Origin of the sequence: Sphingobacterium sp. UBA5996, from assembly GCF_002429765.1 — a bacterium.
Lineage (GTDB): Bacteria > Bacteroidota > Bacteroidia > Sphingobacteriales > Sphingobacteriaceae > Sphingobacterium.
The window spans coordinates 17,547-36,817 of the sequence record NZ_DJAS01000001.1; the positions used below are offsets into that span (position 1 = coordinate 17,547).

Here is a 19,271-nt window from a genome sequence, read left to right on the forward strand (position 1 = left end):
TGATTTATTGTAAACTATTTCAGGGTCTGAAAAGATTACTCGCCTTATTTAACATTATATAGCAATAATAACGGTGAATTTGGATTATTTTTCAACACTGTTAACAGCTGGTCAGAATAATTTGCATTTAAATTATAAGGTGGGGTAATAATGCTGATAAACTTATCCGCTGATACTCCAATAGGATAACTGAAATTTGGCAAAATTGCCCGGTCATCGAAATTCACTGTCATGGAAATTTGCCCTCCAACTAATCTGCCCGATTTCTTATCGAGGAAATATCCATTGTACCCATTTTTTTGTATACCTAAAAATACTTTATTCTGTGTAGACCAAATAGCCCCGTCAAAAGAGTAATATTTGTGGGAATTAAATTCCTTGATAAATGTTGAAGTAGTCTTACCTTTTATAACTTGCTCTATTCCTTCACCTTCAAAATCAAGCTTATAAACCAATTTTATACTATCTTTTTTTATAGAATAAATGTCATTTGAAAAAAGTGGGGTATAAAATATTTCTCTTTTAGAAGAGTAAAGAATCCTTTTTGGTACATATTCATCTCGAAGATGCTTTATCATTTTAAAGTCCGGGACATAGGACTCTAATCTTTGCAGTGAGCCTTTGAATAGTGATGATTTGACATGCTTGAAAAAATTTACTTTGTCATTGTAAATAGAAGCAAAAGTCAGACGAGAGTCGTCTTCCAGAGTAGCAAAATCTTCAAAAAAGAATGTCATATCGGAAGTATCAATTAAATCACCGGCCATGTTTAAATGATATACCTTTTTTTCCTTTTCATCGTGAATAAGAATTTGTTTGGTATTGCAATTAATGGTCATATTAAATATATTTTTTATCTCCTTATTCGGTACAATCATTTTATCAAACTTTCCATCCTTTTTATAGATTGCTATTGCTTCAAGATTCTTATCGTAAATAATAATTGAGCCATCCAATATGAAAATTTTTGTTATTACTGTTAGTACGTTGTCTTTATTTTGTTCCAATGGGATTAATTCAATACTTTGAGGATCTATTTGTTTATTGTAATCAAAAGTGGACTCTTTAGGTATCTGAATAATATTAAAATGACAACTATCCATCTGAACCGTTTTTAGGTGTGATGGTTCTAAGATGTCAGTATTGCAACTATATAAAACCGACACGAAGAAAGTAATTGATATTTTAACCGTTATTTTCATTTTTTTGAAAAATTTCTTGTAAAGTATTTAATTCCTTAATGGGCAGCAGTGACAGATTAATCCTATTTTGATTGGGATTAAAATGAAATAAGAAAGGTATATTCTAGTATTTAGCGGCAAAAAATAGTACTGTATCTGGCTTATAATTGTTCCATTCGACAGTTGATTGATGTAAATGTATTTAATAATATTTCGGAAAAGAAGGAAATAAATCAATCAATCGATTGCGCTTTTTTTGTGTGAAGTATCCCTGTTTAAGGAGAGTTTATTTCAGTTTAATTAGGATAAATATCACCGAGAATGGTAATTTTTAAGGATGAAGTATAAGTAAAGAGGATAAGCTAGGTCGCTAATTTGAGACTGTAAGCCTCAAATTAGAGTTAAAGCGATATGAATTGCGCTACTTCCATCGGCGTGAAGCTTAATACGCCCTATCCCGCATCATCCGCCGCAGCAGCTCCATACTGATGCCCATAAATTGGGCGAGCTCCTTCTGTGTAATGTGAGCAAGGAGGTCGGGATAATGATCAAAAACAAAATCATATTTGTCCTGATTATGCAGCGACAGCAGCTTGTGCCGATAGTCAAGATAGCGCAGCTGCTGATCCTTGAGTTGGGCGTACAGGTAAAAAACTTTTGGGTTGTGTGCATTGATCTCTTCCAGTTGACGGAACGAGGTGCGGAACGTCAGGCAATCGCTCAGTGCAACAAAGCGATAATTGTGCTTTTGATTGGGGATCATCAGCGATTCGCCAGCAACGGCATAGCGTACCGGACAGGTCTTTTCATATTTGCCAAAAAGCCCCTCGGCAATCAGATACAGATCGCCCCAGTCGTTCATAAGGTGCTCACCCTTAACGAATTTTTCCTCTTCCAAGAGCGATGATAGCTCGGGGATGTCATCCTGCCACTGGGGAAGGATATCCTTAAAAAAAGGGTTGAGCTGCGCATGTTTACTTCTCCTCATAATTTAGCTTTTGGTCGTTTTACCTCTAGGTCATAAAGCAGCAATTTATCAAACTTATACCGGGATAGCAATTTTTGGGAAATAAAGGTTTTCAATAGGGTTAAATAGGGCGTATACAGGGATGAATATACATCGTGTAACTGAACTATTATACGATAAATCTATTCGTCCCTAGAAATTACTTTATTTCCCATTACTTCTATAGGTAAAATGTAATGCACATATTTGTAGCATTGACACGCGATGGTCCAAAGAAATGCCTAACAAATGGGCACAAAAATAAGTTAAATGATAAATTTTTCGCTGCTAAAGAAAAGGGGATAATAGACTGCAAAAATTGTACTTAAATGACCAAATAAAGGCGGTAAAATTTATTGTTAATCAGGTTGTTATGGCTTTCGGTGGGTAGTTGTCCATGGTAGTGTCGTTTTGGCTTAAAATTTAGTTAATGACGAAAGTAAAAAATTGTTTAATAATTATAACTTGATATGTTTATGTTTAATTATTATCTTAGCTTAAAATATTAGTGATATGATGATCCTAGGAATATTTTTAATACGATTGAAGACAACCAATGGAAGTGACCGACAGTTCACCCTATTTTAATGTTAAACTAACTTTTATAAACCCAGGTAATGGCAAAATACGATGTAATGATTATTGACGACGATCCCTACGATATCCGTATCGCAGCAAGCGCATTCCGACAGATCAATGAGGTAGGTGATGTGCGGTGTTTTACAAAACCGATTGATGGTTTTAACAGCATTATGGACAATCCCCCGGATGTATTGCTTTTGGATGTGGAGATGCCCGAGATGTCGGGGATGGATCTGTATCAGACACTGCCGCAGGCAAAAAGACCGCCCGTTATTCTATGTACCCATTCAGATCAATATGCTTACAAGGCCATCAAAATCGCGGTGGCCGACTACCTCATCAAACCGGTGCGGTTTCCCGATCTCTTTGTCGCTTTCGAGCGCGCGCTCTATCAGAAAAATGTAAACATCAACATGCCTTTCCAGATTGAACCCATCGGGAAGTGGTTTACCTTTAAGAAGATGTATCGATTTGTACTGTTCACTGATATCTTGGCGGTATCATCCAGTAAAAATTATGCAATCTTTCACCTGCGGCAGGCAGAGGACGATTTTAACTACCGCATCACGATGGACGAGGTGGAAACGATGCTGCCAAAAAGTACTTTCGTGCGCGTACACCGCGGTTTTATTGTGAGTGTTAACTTTGCCAGGAAAGTTGTCAATCGTAAGATTTTATTCCCTGAACGTACCGATCTTGATATTAGCGTGAGTACGATGGGGCTGCTAAGATTACGCCAATACGCCTGATGGGTGTATGGGTTATACACTTTTTATAAACCTTAAATTAATAACAATGCCCAAAAAACAATACCTCAGGGGCTTACTATTAAGTCCAGGGCAGGCCTATGCCCAAAAATTAATCTTGCTGGAACTCCTGGCCGTCAAGCGTCAGCTCGCAACATACCTCGACCTACAGGAGCAGCTGGAACAGGAAAATGTGCTGCTGCGGGATGCCGAATATGTCAAATCGCATGTGGGCATCTCCACCGAAACGCTCTATCGCCTGCAGCGCGATGGGCACATCTGCATCGCCAGGCGCGTACACAACAAACGCTACTACCGCGATGTGGATGTGGAGCGGCTGCGCCAACATTACCGCGGCCTGTAGTACGGTCTTCCCTACATTTTTACCTATTGAAATGGAGCTGATTGGAGCGCCGCCCCGCCTGGGGCGGCGTTTTTAGGCAATTGGTCACTTTCTCCCGACCTTTTCCCAACCAATTCCTGCCTTTACAGCAATTTTCATCGTACGGGCATCGGGTGCACCTCGGCCCAAATTCGAACAAGACCCGAGGCGAACCCGATAAAATTCCGATCAATGCTGGGAGTTGGTAACAAGTGAATAGGGAGTTAACAGTAGAATTAGCGCTTTTTTAGTCTAAATTCTGTCGGCCTCATATTGGTGAGTTGCTGAAAGTTGTTGCTAAATGCAGCTATATTTGAATAGCCAATGGCATAGGCAATCTGGGTCATGTTCAGATCGGTATCTTTGATCAGTTCCATGGCCCGAATAATCCGCAGCATTTTTAAATACTGAACAAAAGTGATATGCAGCTTGGTCTGGAATAATCGGGTCAGGCTGCGCACACTCATGCCCGATTGCTGCGCAATGGTATCCAGGCTGAGATCCTCATGTAACCGATTTCTAATGTTGTCCGTAATAGCATTGAGCCGTTGATCGTCTGTTGTCGGCAGTTGGATGGAGAATTTTTTAAGGTTTTCCTGTGATAGTACGCCTTTAAGTGTGGTCAAAAACTCAAATTCCCATGAACCAACGCAATAATCACCCTGCCATTGCTCGCTAAATAAGAGCATCTCGGCCAGCAGCTTACTCACCGGATAAATACCCAGCTCATCATAAAAAGAACTCGATTTCTGTGCAGGAAAGTAAATATTGATAATGTAAAGATCCTGCGTATTAAACATCAGGTTATGCGGATAGTGTGCTGGAATCCAGATATAATGATTGGAAGGAATATAGAAATCCTTTTCGTCGGTCTGCAGATAAGCAATGCCCCCATACACCATCAGCAACTGCGCCTTGTCGTGCTGATGCGCAGGCAGGCGCTGTTCGGTCTGCTGTCGCATGACAAGGATGGAATCGGGATGTTGATCCACACGGTTGATTAATTCGCTAAGCCTATCCATGTGGCCAAATTTAGTAAATATTAGGCTAATTATATAAAAACTTGGTCTACGGTGTTGGATAATTTTGCGGTGTTAATCTTCATAAAATCAACATGGAACAAAAAATCATAAAACCCGATAAACGAATTTCGCCGCTTCCATCGGAAGAAACTGACAAAACGTATCGGTATTGGCTGGCTTGCGCCTATGCCAGTCCGCTGATGCCGCTATGCGATTTAACATTCGTTTTTGATGCACTGAAAAAGATGCTCAAAAACTGCTTAAAAGCCAAGCCTATTTTCGGCATACTGTTGCTGTTCATTGCGCCCGCTATTTACGCGCAGCAGACAGAAAAAATCGAACCCTTAAGTTTGGAAGAAATGTGGACCGTGGCCGAGAAAAATAACCGGCAGCTCAAACTATCCGACCTCGATCTGCAGCAAAGTAAACTAGCAATTTTGGAAGCTAAAGACCGTTTGTTGCCCGAACTATCGGTTGGTGCCGATGTAAAACTCAATTCTAAATTTCTGATCTATGACGATGGATTGTTCGCTGCGCCACAGGATGTGCCTGTAAAAGGCTATGGCTATGGCCTGGGGTACAACCTAAACTTCAATCTGTACAATGGCGGGAAGGACAAAAGGAATATCGCCCTGAAAAAGGAAGAGGCGACACGAAAACAATACGAAGCAGATCTGCAAAAGCATCGCGTAAAATTAGACGTCGCTGTTGCTTATTTCGATCTCTATAAGTTTTTGCATTTCTACGATTTTCTTGATGCCGAGATCGAAGCAGAGAAAAAGCAAAAGCGATTAATAGAAAGTCTGCATAACAACGGTACTGTGCTAAAGAGTGATGTGCTGAGAATCTCGGTGAAATTGTCGCAATTGGAACTCAACCTTTCCGATCTGACGAAGAAGATTGAAATCGCCAAACAACGGCTCAATATACTGATGGGGCGTGCAAACGACGCTGCATTGGCAATCACCCATACAGACAGTGCTGCATTAAATGCCTTCGAAGATGATCACTACACCGCGTATGTAGACCTGGCGTTTAACCAATCCCCGGCATACAAAATAGCCCATAGTGACATCAAATGGAGCGAATTGAACGTAAGGCAGATGAAAGCGATGGTATTGCCCAAAGTTTCTTTGTACGCGAACTATAATTACACCTATCCACAGATTTCCTTCTATCCGTATTCAAATGACCTGTGGGGATTTGGCCAGACAGGGATCAAAGTGCAGTACGCTATTGACAACCTGTTTAAAAGTAAACATGCAATCGCGCATGCCCAGGTGGTTAGTAGGGAGGCCCAAGAAAAAGCAGACATTCAAAAAGATGAAATCTATCTGCAAGTAAAAGAAGCTTATTTGCAGCAGCAGCAAGCTTTGGAACGTGTCAAAACGGCCGAACAGCAAATCATCCAAACGACTGAAACCGTCCGTGTGATCAGAAGCAGTTATTTAAATCAGGAATCATTGCTGACCGATCTTATGGAGGCTGAAAATGCGCTATTGGAAGCAAAATTTAACCGAACAACCGCACAGACAGACGTAAAAGTAAGCCATATCAGACTATTGGCCATTGTAGGAATTCTTTAATCAACGATCATGAACAAAAATAAAACAGACAAAATTGTGGTCAGCCTAACCCAAGGATTGGGCATTGCATTATTCGTAGGCATCCTAGTTTGGGCAGCTACCTATTTTTTAAAAGGGTACCGCTATGAGCAGACCAACGATGCCCAGGTAGATGCTTATCTCTCGCCCATAAACGCCAAAGTGGGCGGATACATCAGTAGGATAGCGTATAAAGACAATCAGCTGGTTAAAAAAGGGGATACGCTCGTCGTCATTGAACTGGACGAGTACGCACTGAAAAAAGATGCTGCATCGGCAGAACTGCGGAGTGCACAGGCCAAATTACCCATATTGGCCGCAAGCGAAGAGACGCAACGTAAAAGTATTGCGGTGATCAAAGCGCAGTTGGCCGGCGCTAAAGCCAGATTGCAGCAGCAGCAGAGAGAATTTGGGCGCTATAAAAATCTACTGGCAGATGAATCGACCACGCAGCAAAAATTTGACAATGTCACTACCGCTTTATCCATTGCACAAGCTGATTATGATCAGGCGAATGCAGCTTTGCAGGTAGCCGAATCCAAATTGAATGATTTTAGCGCACAGCAGCAGGCGATACAGGCAGAGATAAAAATGAAGGAAACCCTGCTACAAAGGCAGCAGCTGGATATTCGATATACAGTTATTGCAGCACCTTTTGACGGGCAGATCGGTAAAAAGACGATTCAGGAAGGTCAACTGATACAGCCCGGGCAAACCTTGGCTTTTTTGGTGAACAAGGCCGAGGAAAAGTGGGTGATGGCCAATTTTAAGGAAACACAGATCGGCAAATTCACCATCGGGCAAGCCGTAGCTATTGAGGTCGATGCCTTTCCGAATGAGCGCTTCAAGGGTACCATCGAGTCGCTTTCGCCAACAACGGGTTCACGCTACTCGCTGCTTCCACCGGATAACGCAACCGGCAATTTTGTGAAAATCACGCAACGTATTCCGGTTCGGATTAAATTAACCGATACGCCTGAAAAGTTAGGAAAACTTTCTGCCGGAATGAATGCCAATGTATATGTTTTAAAAGCGGAATGATGCAAGCACATAACATACCGATTTTCAGATCCTGGGTAGCTGAGTGGGTGGCGCGATCCGTCATATTTGCCATTCTGATGACCTGTTTATTTAGTTTCGCTTTCTACGGTAGTCCGGTTGCGGCAATGGGATTTTACGGCATACAGCCCACCGATGTACAATATGGCATGGTCGTTATCTATGGTTCTACCGTAGCGTTCCTGGCACTCGACTTCCGGATAGTCAAATATTTTGCGCCCAGAAAATACTTGCTGATTGCCCTGGCTATAAATGCATTATGTTCCGTGGTCTGCTTTCATTTTAAAGATTGGACCGTGTTTGTTATCTGCCAGTTTTTGCAGGGGATTACCTGCGCATTGATGTCGGGAATTGTGTTACAGCTTATCTTTCCAAGATTGCATGCTGTGCGCGCCCGGGTAATTGCGTATAGTCTTCTTTACGGCTGCATACAAATTGCTGTGCCGTTCTATGCCATCTACAACAGTGTGATGCTGTATTTCTTTGATTTTAACTGGCTATTCTACGGATTTATTGTCATGCTCATGATCCTGGCAGGGGTGGTGTTGTTAACCATGAACAGTAAAGCCCGGTTTAGCAAAAAGATTCCACCGTATCAGGTGGATTGGATCGGCTATCTGTTTTATGTTTCTTTCATCCTGCTATTGGGATACATATTGGTCTATGGGCGGCAATTGGGATGGTTGGATAGTTCACTCATGAGGATGCTTGGTATCGGTGATTTACTTATTCTTTCACTCTTGATCGTCAGAGCATCAAAACTCAAAAGACCCTTGATCAATTTACAGATCTTTAAGGCCAAGAATTTTGTGTTGGGGATATTCCTACTTGTTACATTCTACCTGTTCAAAGGAAGCACTGGGCTTGCTTATGGCTACCTGGAGGTAATTTTAGGCAATGATCCATTGAGCACCATTCCGATATGGACAGCTGTCATCGTGGGGACCACGCTGAGTATGTTTATTACTTCCCGATTTGTGCTGATGGGGTATAATCTGATCCGTCTGATTGTTGTTGGATTTGGAATCATGGCGATTTATTATGCCTATATGATCCTATTTGTGTCGGTACAGGGAGAGACGGTCGATTTTCTGCTCCCGCTATTGATCTATGGTGTAGCCACAGGGGTGTTATTTGTTCCGATTGTTTCCTTTACCACTTCATCAGCACCGCCCAAAATTGCCATTAATGCCTCGCTTGTGGGGATATTGGCCAGGTTTACAGGTTTTACCCTAAGCCTGGCATTAAATAACGAACTACAATTAGTTGCAAAATCTGGGGTTCGGGAGAAGGTGCGGGAGGCACTGACAGAAACCAACCCGCAATTGCCGCTAACGATATTGGATATTCAAAGTCAATATATCCATGCCGGCAACGATATGTCTACCGCAAAAGCAGTAGCTACAGGCTATTTTAATCAACTGATAGGGCATCAAATATTGGCCCGTGCTACCCGCGATTATTACGATTGGATGCTAACGGGCGTACTGGTCGTCATTGTTATTTTGCTGCTTTTACCACGAATTCAACGTGTTGTGTTGCGGTTAACAAAAGGAAATGTGCCTTAAAGCGGCCTATAAAATCGCAACGGCACTACCTATTTTTTTATTCGAAAAAATAAACGACATTTATAATTGGCGACGATAACCTTATAGACTAACAAGTAGACCAATGATATTACGCGAAGTTACACCACTTTCTGATAAAGACTGTTTCATGGTATTTGCCCGAGAGAAGTCATGTTTTGATTTTCCAATTCATGTCCATTCAGAATTTGAGCTCAATTTCATTGAAAATGCGGCTGGCGCACAACGTATCGTAGGAGATAGTATAGAGGAAATCGGAGACCTCGAACTTACACTGATCGCCAATGCCAACCTCGAGCACGGTTGGTTTGACCATAAATGTCAGTCCACACATATTTCCGAAATCACCATACAGTTTCAGCCGGATTTATTGGGTGAAACGCTACTCAACAAAAATCAATTCCGTTCCATCAAACAGTTGGTAGAAAAGGCAGTGTATGGTGTGACGTTCAGTCTGCAAACCATTCGAGCGGTACAGGAATCGATCAAAAAGCTCGCCTATGAAAAAGATGGCTTCCATTCTGTGGTACGTTTGTATGATATCCTGTTTATTTTATCACAAGATGTACACATGCGCGAACTCTGCAGTCGTTCTTTTCACAGCAGTATCGGGCAGCACGATAGCCGACGCGTTGAAAAAGTATTACGCTACCTCTCCAAAAATTATCAGCAGGAAGTGTCGCTAGGTGAAGCCGCCGATCTGATCGGGATGACCGCTGTTTCTTTAAGTAGATTTCTAAAACAACGGACCGGCAGAACTTTTGTCGATACCTTAAACGATATTCGGCTGGGCCACGCCAGCCGGATGCTGGTGGATACAACACACAGCATTGCCGAAATTGCATTATTGTCGGGTTTTAACAACCTATCCAATTTCAACCGCACCTTTATGAAAAAGAAAGGCGCAACCCCTACAGACTTCCGGACTAAATACCGCAATTCTAAATTCTATTGGTGAGCCGAACGTATACATACGGCTAAAAAAATATAGGTTATACATTACTTTAAAAAGTTATAAATGCTGTTATTGGTTTAAATAGCATGAGAAGAAGATAAAAAAGTATTAGCCTTGAGTGCCCATTGTTGTTAGTTTTGGAAGTAGTTAAAGCAATTTAAATAACCAATTTTAAGGGAACTCAAAAATGATCAAAAAAATCTTTTATGCCTGTATGGTTGCTGGCCTTACTCCGATGCTTACTTTTGCCCAAAAACTGCAGCTATCGGGACAGGTAATAAACCAACAGACCAATTTACCGATAGCCGGAGCAACGGTGCGCAACGGCGCAGGAAAAACTGCGCTGACAGACGAAAAGGGCAATTACCAAATTGAGGTCAGTTTAGGAGACAATCTGTATATATCGTTTCTGGGTATGGAGACACGCACGGTAAAAGTCACCGCGCGGCAGTCAATCAAGGTATACCTAAATCCCAAATCTGATGTGTTGGACGAGGTGGTCATTATTGGCTATGGAACGATAAAAAAGAGGGACATGTCGGGATCGGTTGGCCAGGTAAAAGCCGATGATATCCTGGCCGGAAACCCGGCGCCAAGTATCAATCAGGCACTACAGGGACGGATGGCGGGTGTCACAGTCAACCAGAACGATGGGGCTCCAGGTGCTGGTGTATCCATTACCATCCGGGGGACCAACTCCTTTACGACCAGTTCGCAGCCACTTTACATTGTGGATGGCATTCCTTTTGAAACAGGGTCTACACCAGCTAGCTCGGCCAATAGCAATAATATGCAGACTTCAAATGCATTAGCCGCCATTAACCCCAATGATATCGCATCGATTGAGGTGCTTAAAGATGCCTCAGCTACCGCCATCTATGGGTCTAGAGGCGCGAACGGCGTGGTGATCATCACCACCAAAAGAGGCGAAAATGGCGTCGACAAGGTCGAGTTTACGTCAAATTTAAGTGTTTCGAAATTGGGCAAAAAGATCAAAATGCTCGATCCCTACACCTATGCCAACTACATCAACGAACAGGCCATCAATAGTGAGAAATATGAAGGGCTGAATTATTCCACACTTCCTTATGCTGGAATATGGTCTTATCCGCAACAGGGCAGCTTTGACCACGGTACGTATAATCCATTCCCTGAAGATTTTCTGTCACCGGGATTGCGCACAGACGAACATGGAAACACCTCGATGGTGGAAGGTGCCGACTGGCAGGACGAAATCTATCAAAATGGCTTGCAACAAGAATATAATTTGAGCCTTTCGGGTGGAAGTGATAAAGGATGGCATATGATATCGGGTAACTACCTCAATCAGCGGGGCATCATCAAACGGTCAGACTATAAGCGTATTGCGTTTCGCGCTAATGTGGGACGAAAGGTGCGCAGCTGGCTCGAACTCGGATCAAATATAAACTATACCAACGGTACAAATAACTTCGCTAAATCGAATGCCTACGATTACGGGATTATACGTTCGGCATTGCTATTCCCGGTAACGTACGGTCCCAACATGTCCACGATCGAGTCCGATCAGCTCAATTGGCTGGCCTCTAATCCTGGGGTGTATGTCAATACGGCAAAAGATCAGCTCAAATCAAATATGATATTCACCTCTTCTTATGCCAGTGTAAAGATTTTACGCAATTTGACTTTTCGCCAGAATTTTGGTTTTGGCTATACCAACAACAACCGCAATACCTATTATAACCGAAATACCCAGGAAGGGCGTACACCTCGCAATGGAATGGGCGGGCAGAGCGATAACTGGTATCAAAATTTGACGGCCGAATCGATCTTAACCTACGATAAAACGTTCAAACAGGACCATAATCTAAACGCTGTCGCCGGTTTTACCTATGAACGGGCAGACTATGGCGGCAAATCCATGAGCGCCACCAATTTTCCGAACGATATTACAGGAGAATTTAATATGCAAACAGCATTGAATCCGGAGGCGCTCATCAGTAATCGTGGACAGACAGCAATGGTTTCGTTATTGGGACGCGCAAATTATTCGTATAAGGGTAAGTATATCGCTACAGCTTCCATAAGACGGGATGGCTCCAGCCGTCTAACTGTAGGGCAGCAGTTTTCAAACTTTCTGTCTGGAGCATTGGCATGGCGCATGTCCGACGAACAGTTTATAAAAGACCTGAATTTTTTCAATGACCTCAAATTGCGGGTAAGCTATGGGCAGACCGGTAATCAAGGCGTAAATGCGTATCAAACAAAAGCGGTGTTGGGAGTGGCCAATTACCCCATCAATGGAAGTCTCAACAGTGGTTTTGCTGAGGTGGACTGGCGGGGCGCGCTCAATCCCAACCTGAAGTGGGAAGTAACGGATCAATTTAATGCTGGGGTAGACATGGCTTTTTTAAATAACCGGATTCAATTGACAGTAGATGCTTACTACAAAAAGACAAACGGTCTGCTGCAGAATATTCCAATCGGCAGCGATGTTGGTTTTAAGAATATGTGGATAAATTCAACTGGCAATGTCACCAATAAAGGGCTCGAAATGACAGGTAAATTTGCAGCGATAAATCGTGATCACTTCAAATGGAATATTGATGCCAATATTTCCTTCAATCGCAATGAAGTACAGGGGTTAAATGCAGACGCCTTTTCAGACAGGCTGTGGTACAATGCAGACAACATCTTCTTGCAGCGCAATGGCTATCCGATCGGAACAATATTTGGCTATGTGGAAGACGGATTTTATGATAATGAGGCAGAGGTGCGAGCAGAAAAAGTGTATGCCAATGAAAGTAACGGTCTGGTAACGTCCAAAATTGGAGAAATCAAATACCGCGACCTGAATGGCGACGGCGAAATTACGACTGCAGACCGCACGGTCATTGGCAATGTCAATCCCGATTTTGTTTTTGGTGTGACCAATAACTTGAAGTATAAGAATTTTACGCTGGGCATCTTCCTGCAGGGATCTGTAGGGAACGATATTTTGAATGCCAACCTGATGGATATGAAAATGGGAAATATTGGCAATATTCCCCAAAAGCTATACGATAGCCGATGGACAGCTGAAAACCCACAGGATGCGCGCTGGCCAAAGGCGGTGGCGGGCTATACACGGACCATGTTGACCTCCAACAGGTACGTCGAAAATGGGTCTTACTTGCGCCTCAAAAATGTCAATGTCGGATACACGTTCAATAATCCTTTCAAAGGTCTCAACGCGCTTTATATCTATGCGAGTGCGACCAATCTCTTTACGATTACAAAATACAGCTGGTTTGATCCGGATGTGAACGCTTTCGCAGGCGACCCTTCACGAAAAGGGGTAGATATCTATTCGTATCCGACGAGTAGAAATTTTTCGCTGGGCTTAAAAGCTGATTTTTAATATTCCTAAACGCTGATGATTATGTTGACCAAAAAAAATAAAACCTATATAACGTATGCACTACTGGCCCTGTTAGGATTACCGGTTATCGGGGGCTGCGCAAAAATGATTGAGGAGAAAAAATTTGATTTTATCGAACCCGAAAGTATTCCTGATTCTGAAACAGGGGCGGATCAGTGGGTAGCGGGTACCTACAGCAAACTCTTAGATGATATGTTTCGCTGGAACGTTTTCCCTCCGGCACTCGAGTTTGATTGTGACTACATGTCGGGACCCGATTGGTCGTTCGGCAATTTGGGCGCCGGCAATTTCCAGAATAATGATTATACCAAAATGACCTGGGAAGGACCCTATAATCTCATTCACCGCGCTAACCTGGCGATCGAAAATATTACCCCGATGAAGACACTGTCGGAACCAGTAAAAAATAATGCAATCGGACAATTGAATTTCCTAAAAGCATATGCCTATTTTCTGTTGGTACGTGCATTTGGGGAAGTGCCCATTCACACGATCACCGTCAATGCTGGTGGGGACATCAATCAACCGCGTCAGCCAATACCGACTGTGTATGCACATATCATTGACTTGCTCAGCCAGGCCGAGACCATGATGTATAAAAATACAGATGCCGGTTTTCAGCCGGGGAGAGCCTCTGCTGGCGCTGCAGCATCGTTATTGGCAAAGGTGTATGTGACAATGGGATCGGGTGCCTTGGCGACAGGTAATGTAAATGTCCGGGGCGGAGTTCCCTTTACGATGAACGGAACTGAAAAAGTATTTACCAGCCCGGCGACATTTACAGTGAGCAAGAAACAGCTCGCTGGCTATGCGAGTTTGAATGCACAAGAATATTTTACCAAAGCGCGTGATAAAGCCCTTGAGGTCATCAACGGAAAGTATGGTGCTTATGCCTTATTGCCTTATGACCAGGTGTTTTTGAGAGCCAACCGCAACAGCAGCGAAAATATCTGGACGCTGCAGTCGGTGGCTGGCAATGCAAACTACGGAGTACAATTCTCTGCTGGCTATACCGGCACTTATAATGCCAAAGGCAACATTGAAACCGGACTATGGTGGGGAATGCGGGACCATTGGTATAAACTCTTTGAAAGCAAAGATTATCGGATTGTGCGCGGAGTGATGCATCGATGGATCAGACAGGGCGGCGATGCCAGCTGGGGCGGGGGCTCTTATTACCCCAACAATGAAGAATGGACCCGTAAAGCAAAGGGATATACCAATTCGAGCGGTACTTTTGTGCCCCCCGAGGCTCCGTTCAACGATGGCGCAAATTATAGAAGTGAAAAATCAGCAGACTTCCTAGCCTATTTAACAAAATATGCGGATGTAAGTGACAATAAAATAGAACGAACAGATGCCGCCTGGTATTTCTTACGTTTTGCCGATGTCCTGCTAATCTATGCCGAGGCAGCCAATGAGGTCGAAAACAGTGGAGCAGCACGCGCCGCAGCGTTGGCCAAACTGAATCAGGTGCGCGAACGTAGTAATGCCACGCCACATCGCCTCACCGGAGATGGCAACATCGATAATCAGGTTGCATTCCGATCGGCAGTATTGGAAGAGCGTGCGATGGAACTTGCCCTCGAGGGAGACCGCCGGTGGGATTTGATTCGATGGGGCATTTATCTCGACGTCATGAACAGGATCGGCGGGGTAGATGAAGTTGGCGTACTAAAAAGCAGAACGGATAAACACTTGTTGTACCCGATCCCAAATACAGCGGTAGGGGTCAATACGAATATTACAACCAATAACCCAGGATGGAATTAATCCACTAGTCTTAGTAAATTATGAAAATAAATAAATCTACATATTTTAGCTTATCGTTGTTGGCACTGCTGACAGCGGGAGCTTCTTGTCAGAAAGATATTGTGAAATACGACGATAACTACGACAATCAGCTCACTTCAAACGGGGCACCTTCGGTACAGAAGATTTCTACGGCAGCGGATCTCCAAACGGCCATTACAGCTGGCGAACTGACCCAGATGATTGTCTTGCAGGGAGATAATCTGGCGCAGGTAAAATCAATCCGCTTTAACGATGTGGAAGTCGACTTAAAAACAATCTATGCCGTCCGCTCGCGCATCACATTGGCAGTACCCCGGGCCGTACCAGCGGTTGTCACGAATAAAATTACGGTAGTAACAGAAAAGGGATCAACCGAATTCCCCTTCGAGGTTAAGATTCCCAACGTCGTAATTGATGGCTTTTTTAATGAATTTGCCAGCCCGGGAGATACCACTATTGTGTTGGGTAAATATATGGATCTCTACAAATTGAATGAGACGGATGGGCAGTTTATGTTTAATAGCACGAGTATCAAACCAGTTAGGGCCACCAGTGATTCGCTGTATTTCGTTGTGCCGGCAGGCGCATCGGAAGGGGCTGTGATGACGCTGTCCAGCGATTTGATGGAAACACCCAAAAGTATTCGTTACCGCGACAGGGGACTTCAAATTGTCGATATGAATAGTTTATCGGACTTCATAACAGATGGCACCGCTACGGGTGATCCCAAACCGTTACCTGGTTTTGCCAAATTTATACGTTTCCATCAAAGCTCAGGCGCATGGTCCTGGAATCAATTCTTTTGGTCGGGTTTTGATATGCAGGATGCGCAGATAGTTGCCAATCCCAAAGATTATGAAGTACATTTTGAAATCAATACAAAAACGACGGCTCCAATTAGCGTGGGTAATTTTATTATGGATGGCGGACGCAGCCAAATGCGGTGGAATTTAGCAGCAAACGGCTCTTTCAATACCTATGGAAAATGGAAAACGGTACGGCATCCGCTGATCGAATTTTTTAAAGATGATGGCCAGCCAAATGGATCGTATTTGCAAATGGGCTGGAACAACTTTGTCTTTGTTTTTCAGCCAACTGCTGAAACTAACGACGACTTTAGTATCGTTAATATTCGTATTGTTAAAAAATAGGAGGCCGGTTGAAAAGATATGTTTACCCCATGCTGCTGGTAACTATGTTGCTGGCACTGGCTTGCCGATCGGCATGGAACAGTCCACAAGCAGATGATAAAACAGTCGTTGCCCAACACGGTCAGCTCCGGGTGTCGGGTACAGCACTACTCGATGCACACGGCGATACCCTGGCGCTCCATGGCGTAAGCTTGGGCTGGCACAACTGGTGGCCCCGCTTTTATCAGGCGCAGACCATTGACTGGCTTCAAAGAGACTGGAATATACAGGTTGTCCGCGCGGCTATTGGTGTAGAGCCTGATCAGGCGTACTTACAAAATCCCGAGGCAGCGCTGAAGCATCTATATACCGTGATCGATGCAGCAATAGCCGCGGGCATATACGTCATTATTGATTGGCATGCACATCAGCTACATCCGCAAGAGGCCAAGGCCTTCTTTCGCACCGTAGCGCAAAAATATGGAAGTTATCCAAATGTCATTTATGAAATATTTAACGAACCCACGGAGACAAGCTGGGACGAAATCCAAGCCTATGCAAAGGAAGTAATACCTGTTATTCGGGCCATAGATCCAGACAATATCATTTTGGTGGGCTGCCCAAACTGGGATCAGGATATCCATCTTGTCGCCGATAACCCCATCCAAGGATTTACTAACCTGATGTATACGGTACACTTCTATGCAGGTACACATCAGCAGTTTCTTCGCGACCGTGCCGACTATGCGCTGGCCAAAGGTATTCCAATTTTTGTGTCGGAATGTGCGGGGATGAATGCCGACGGTAACGGACCGATAGACCAAGAGGAATGGGCAATCTGGAGGGAATGGATGCATCGCCATAAACTCAGCTGGATAGCCTGGTCTATCGCGGACAAAAATGAAAGCTGCTCCATGATTGCGGATGAACAGGTGCCAGCATATGGCTGGTCGGAAAGCCAGCTCAAACCCTGGGGAAAAATGGTGCGACAAGATTTAAAAAGAAACAATAAATGAGCAACGTTGTAAAAACTGCACTGCTAATGCTGCTGTATGGTACGGCAGCATTAAAAGGTCACGCGCAGCAGCAGGCTAAGAATAGTATGGCCCATAATGTTGGTGCCAATTGGAAGTTTCATGCAGGTGAAGGCAAGGACAGCAGCTGGAACGCAAAAAACTATCGGGATCAACATTGGGCAAGCGTGGTTTCTGATAAACCGCTCAAAGAGCAGGGGCAACTGTTACAACTGGGTTTTGGCTGGTACCGCAAGCAACTGGTCTTTCCGGCGCCGATGCAGCAAAAAATTGCCGAGGCAGAAGGCGTGCAAATCGACCTCGGTCAATTTGCAGCCTGTGAAGAAGTGTATGTCAATGGAATATTAGTCGGTAAAACGGGGGAGTTTCCGCCTAATTTTGCCGGCTACTTTGATCAGCGACGTCGGTATTTTGTTCCCCTGGAAGCACTTGATCTTACCGGTGACAATGTGATTGCCATCAAATTTTTTGATGGGTGGAGCGCCAATGGCGGCTTCTTGAATGCAGCTGTAATGACGGTAGAGCCCGCTTCAACGGTCGATAAACTTAAGCTGAAAGTTAATGTACAGGATGACGATTATATTTTTCTGGGTGAGGATAGTATCGCCATAGCACCGACTATAGAAAACAAAGGTAAAAAATCACTGCTTGCAACCGTCAGGATTGTAGTGACCACGGATGCGTATAAACCGGTCAAATCGCAAGAGTTGAAGATCGATATTCCCGCACATGCGACAGCTACCATGGGTACCTTTGGGTTAAAAAATGCCGAGCCGGGATTTTACCGCTACAAGGTGTCTGTGGAGATGGATGGGGGCCAAAAGCTGGAAGAGCAGGTGAACGTAGGTTATGAGCCCGAAAAGATTGCTTCGCCGAACGATGAAGCAGCAGATTTTGATACATTCTGGAAGGCCAATAAAGCGCAGCTCGCTAGCGTACAGCCAGATTATCAACTGATGCTGATTCCAGAGCAGTCCAAGCTCGATTATGAGATGTACCACGTATCCATGCGCTCGCTGGATAATGAACTGATCATGGGCTACTACGCTAAACCTAAAAAAGCAGGAATGCACCCCGTCATTGTGGAGTACATGGGCTATGGGTCAAAACCCTATTTTCCGAATCAAAGCTGGGATGGGTTTGCCTATTTTGTACTTTCCATCCGCGGACAGGCATTGAATGAGAAGTCCAATCATTTCGGTACCTGGTTTACCTACGGGATAGACAATAAAAATACGTATTACTATCGCGGGGCATTTATGGATGTGCTGCGTGCGCTGGATTTTGTCAGCTCAAGGGATGAAATCGATGGGGAGCGTATTGCTGTGCGCGGATCAAGTCAGGGAGGCGCATTGTCGGTCGTCGCCGCATCGTTGGATACTCGTGTAAAGGCAGTGGCCATTGGTATTCCTTTTTTATCCGATTTTCAGGATTATTTCAAAATCGCACCCTGGCCAAAATCGGATGTGGATCATTACCGGGCACAACATCCGGAGGTAAGCTGGAAAAAGGTGTACCAGACGCTTTCCTATTTCGATATTAAAAATCTGGCCAGCCGAATCCGCGTACCATTGGTCATGGGCATTGGCGTGCAGGACAACGTTTGTCCGCCACACATCAATTTTGCCGCTTACAATCAGGTGAAAAGTGAAAAATCATGGATGGCTTTTCCGCAGCATGGACATAGCACCGGGAATGCATTTTACGAGGCTGGATTGGACCTGTTTAGACGCACCCTCCAAGTTGGAAAAGAAAGATAAATCAAACATACAGAAGAACTTACTTTATAT

Annotated in this window: 14 protein-coding genes; 11 read left to right on the top strand and 3 right to left on the bottom strand. The window is 43.9% G+C overall.

The window, feature by feature from the left end:
* Positions 1–44: 44 nt before the first annotated feature.
* The gene (locus B3E00_RS00085; protein WP_293936103.1) at positions 45–1,103 is read right to left on the bottom strand and encodes a 6-bladed beta-propeller; all 1,059 of its coding nucleotides are present in this window, start codon (positions 1,101–1,103) and stop codon (positions 45–47) included.
* Positions 1,104–1,623: 520 nt separating this feature from the next.
* The gene (locus tag B3E00_RS00090) at positions 1,624–2,169 is read right to left on the bottom strand and encodes a hypothetical protein (protein ID WP_293936105.1); all 546 of its coding nucleotides are present in this window, start codon (positions 2,167–2,169) and stop codon (positions 1,624–1,626) included.
* Positions 2,170–2,804: 635 nt separating this feature from the next.
* On the opposite strand from B3E00_RS00090, the gene B3E00_RS00095 reads away from it, so the two are divergent.
* Positions 2,805–3,518: a LytR/AlgR family response regulator transcription factor gene (locus B3E00_RS00095; RefSeq protein WP_293936107.1), complete on the top strand. Its 714-nt coding sequence runs from the start codon at positions 2,805–2,807 to the stop codon at positions 3,516–3,518.
* Positions 3,519–3,564: 46 nt separating this feature from the next.
* Positions 3,565–3,879, top strand: a complete 315-nt coding sequence (locus B3E00_RS00100) for a MerR family transcriptional regulator (protein ID WP_293936109.1) — start codon at positions 3,565–3,567, stop codon at positions 3,877–3,879.
* Positions 3,880–4,133: 254 nt separating this feature from the next.
* Here B3E00_RS00100 and B3E00_RS00105 read toward each other — a convergent pair whose 3' ends face one another.
* Positions 4,134–4,919: an AraC family transcriptional regulator gene (locus tag B3E00_RS00105; protein ID WP_293936112.1), complete on the bottom strand. Its 786-nt coding sequence runs from the start codon at positions 4,917–4,919 to the stop codon at positions 4,134–4,136.
* Between the two features lie 92 nt (positions 4,920–5,011).
* On the opposite strand from B3E00_RS00105, the gene B3E00_RS00110 reads away from it, so the two are divergent.
* The 9 genes from B3E00_RS00110 to B3E00_RS00150 all read left to right on the top strand — a co-directional run bounded on the left by B3E00_RS00110 (position 5,012) and on the right by B3E00_RS00150 (position 19,241).
* Positions 5,012–6,505: a TolC family protein gene (locus B3E00_RS00110; protein WP_293936115.1), complete on the top strand. Its 1,494-nt coding sequence runs from the start codon at positions 5,012–5,014 to the stop codon at positions 6,503–6,505.
* Between the two features lie 9 nt (positions 6,506–6,514).
* A complete protein-coding gene (locus B3E00_RS00115) occupies positions 6,515–7,564 on the top strand; it encodes an HlyD family secretion protein (RefSeq protein ID WP_293936118.1) in 1,050 nt (349 codons plus the stop codon).
* On the top strand, positions 7,561–9,150 hold the full coding sequence (locus B3E00_RS00120; RefSeq protein WP_293936121.1) for an MFS transporter: 1,590 nt from the start codon (positions 7,561–7,563) through the stop codon (positions 9,148–9,150). The genes B3E00_RS00115 and B3E00_RS00120 overlap by 4 nt, the downstream gene beginning before the upstream one ends.
* 103 nt (positions 9,151–9,253) lie before the next feature.
* Positions 9,254–10,126, top strand: coding sequence for a helix-turn-helix domain-containing protein (locus tag B3E00_RS00125; protein ID WP_293888647.1), 873 nt, complete (start codon positions 9,254–9,256; stop codon positions 10,124–10,126).
* A gap of 184 nt (positions 10,127–10,310) precedes the next feature.
* On the top strand, positions 10,311–13,502 hold the full coding sequence (locus tag B3E00_RS00130) for a SusC/RagA family TonB-linked outer membrane protein (protein ID WP_293936123.1): 3,192 nt from the start codon (positions 10,311–10,313) through the stop codon (positions 13,500–13,502).
* A gap of 21 nt (positions 13,503–13,523) precedes the next feature.
* A complete protein-coding gene (locus tag B3E00_RS00135) occupies positions 13,524–15,296 on the top strand; it encodes a RagB/SusD family nutrient uptake outer membrane protein (RefSeq protein WP_293888650.1) in 1,773 nt (590 codons plus the stop codon).
* 20 nt (positions 15,297–15,316) lie between these two features.
* Positions 15,317–16,468: a glycan-binding surface protein gene (locus B3E00_RS00140; RefSeq protein WP_293936125.1), complete on the top strand. Its 1,152-nt coding sequence runs from the start codon at positions 15,317–15,319 to the stop codon at positions 16,466–16,468.
* Between the two features lie 8 nt (positions 16,469–16,476).
* Complete coding sequence (locus tag B3E00_RS00145) at positions 16,477–17,463, top strand: glycoside hydrolase family 5 protein (protein WP_293880525.1); 987 nt, start codon at positions 16,477–16,479, stop codon at positions 17,461–17,463.
* On the top strand, positions 17,460–19,241 hold the full coding sequence (locus B3E00_RS00150) for an acetylxylan esterase (RefSeq protein WP_293936128.1): 1,782 nt from the start codon (positions 17,460–17,462) through the stop codon (positions 19,239–19,241). Before B3E00_RS00145 ends, B3E00_RS00150 begins: the two co-directional genes overlap by 4 nt.
* Positions 19,242–19,271 lie beyond the last annotated feature (30 nt).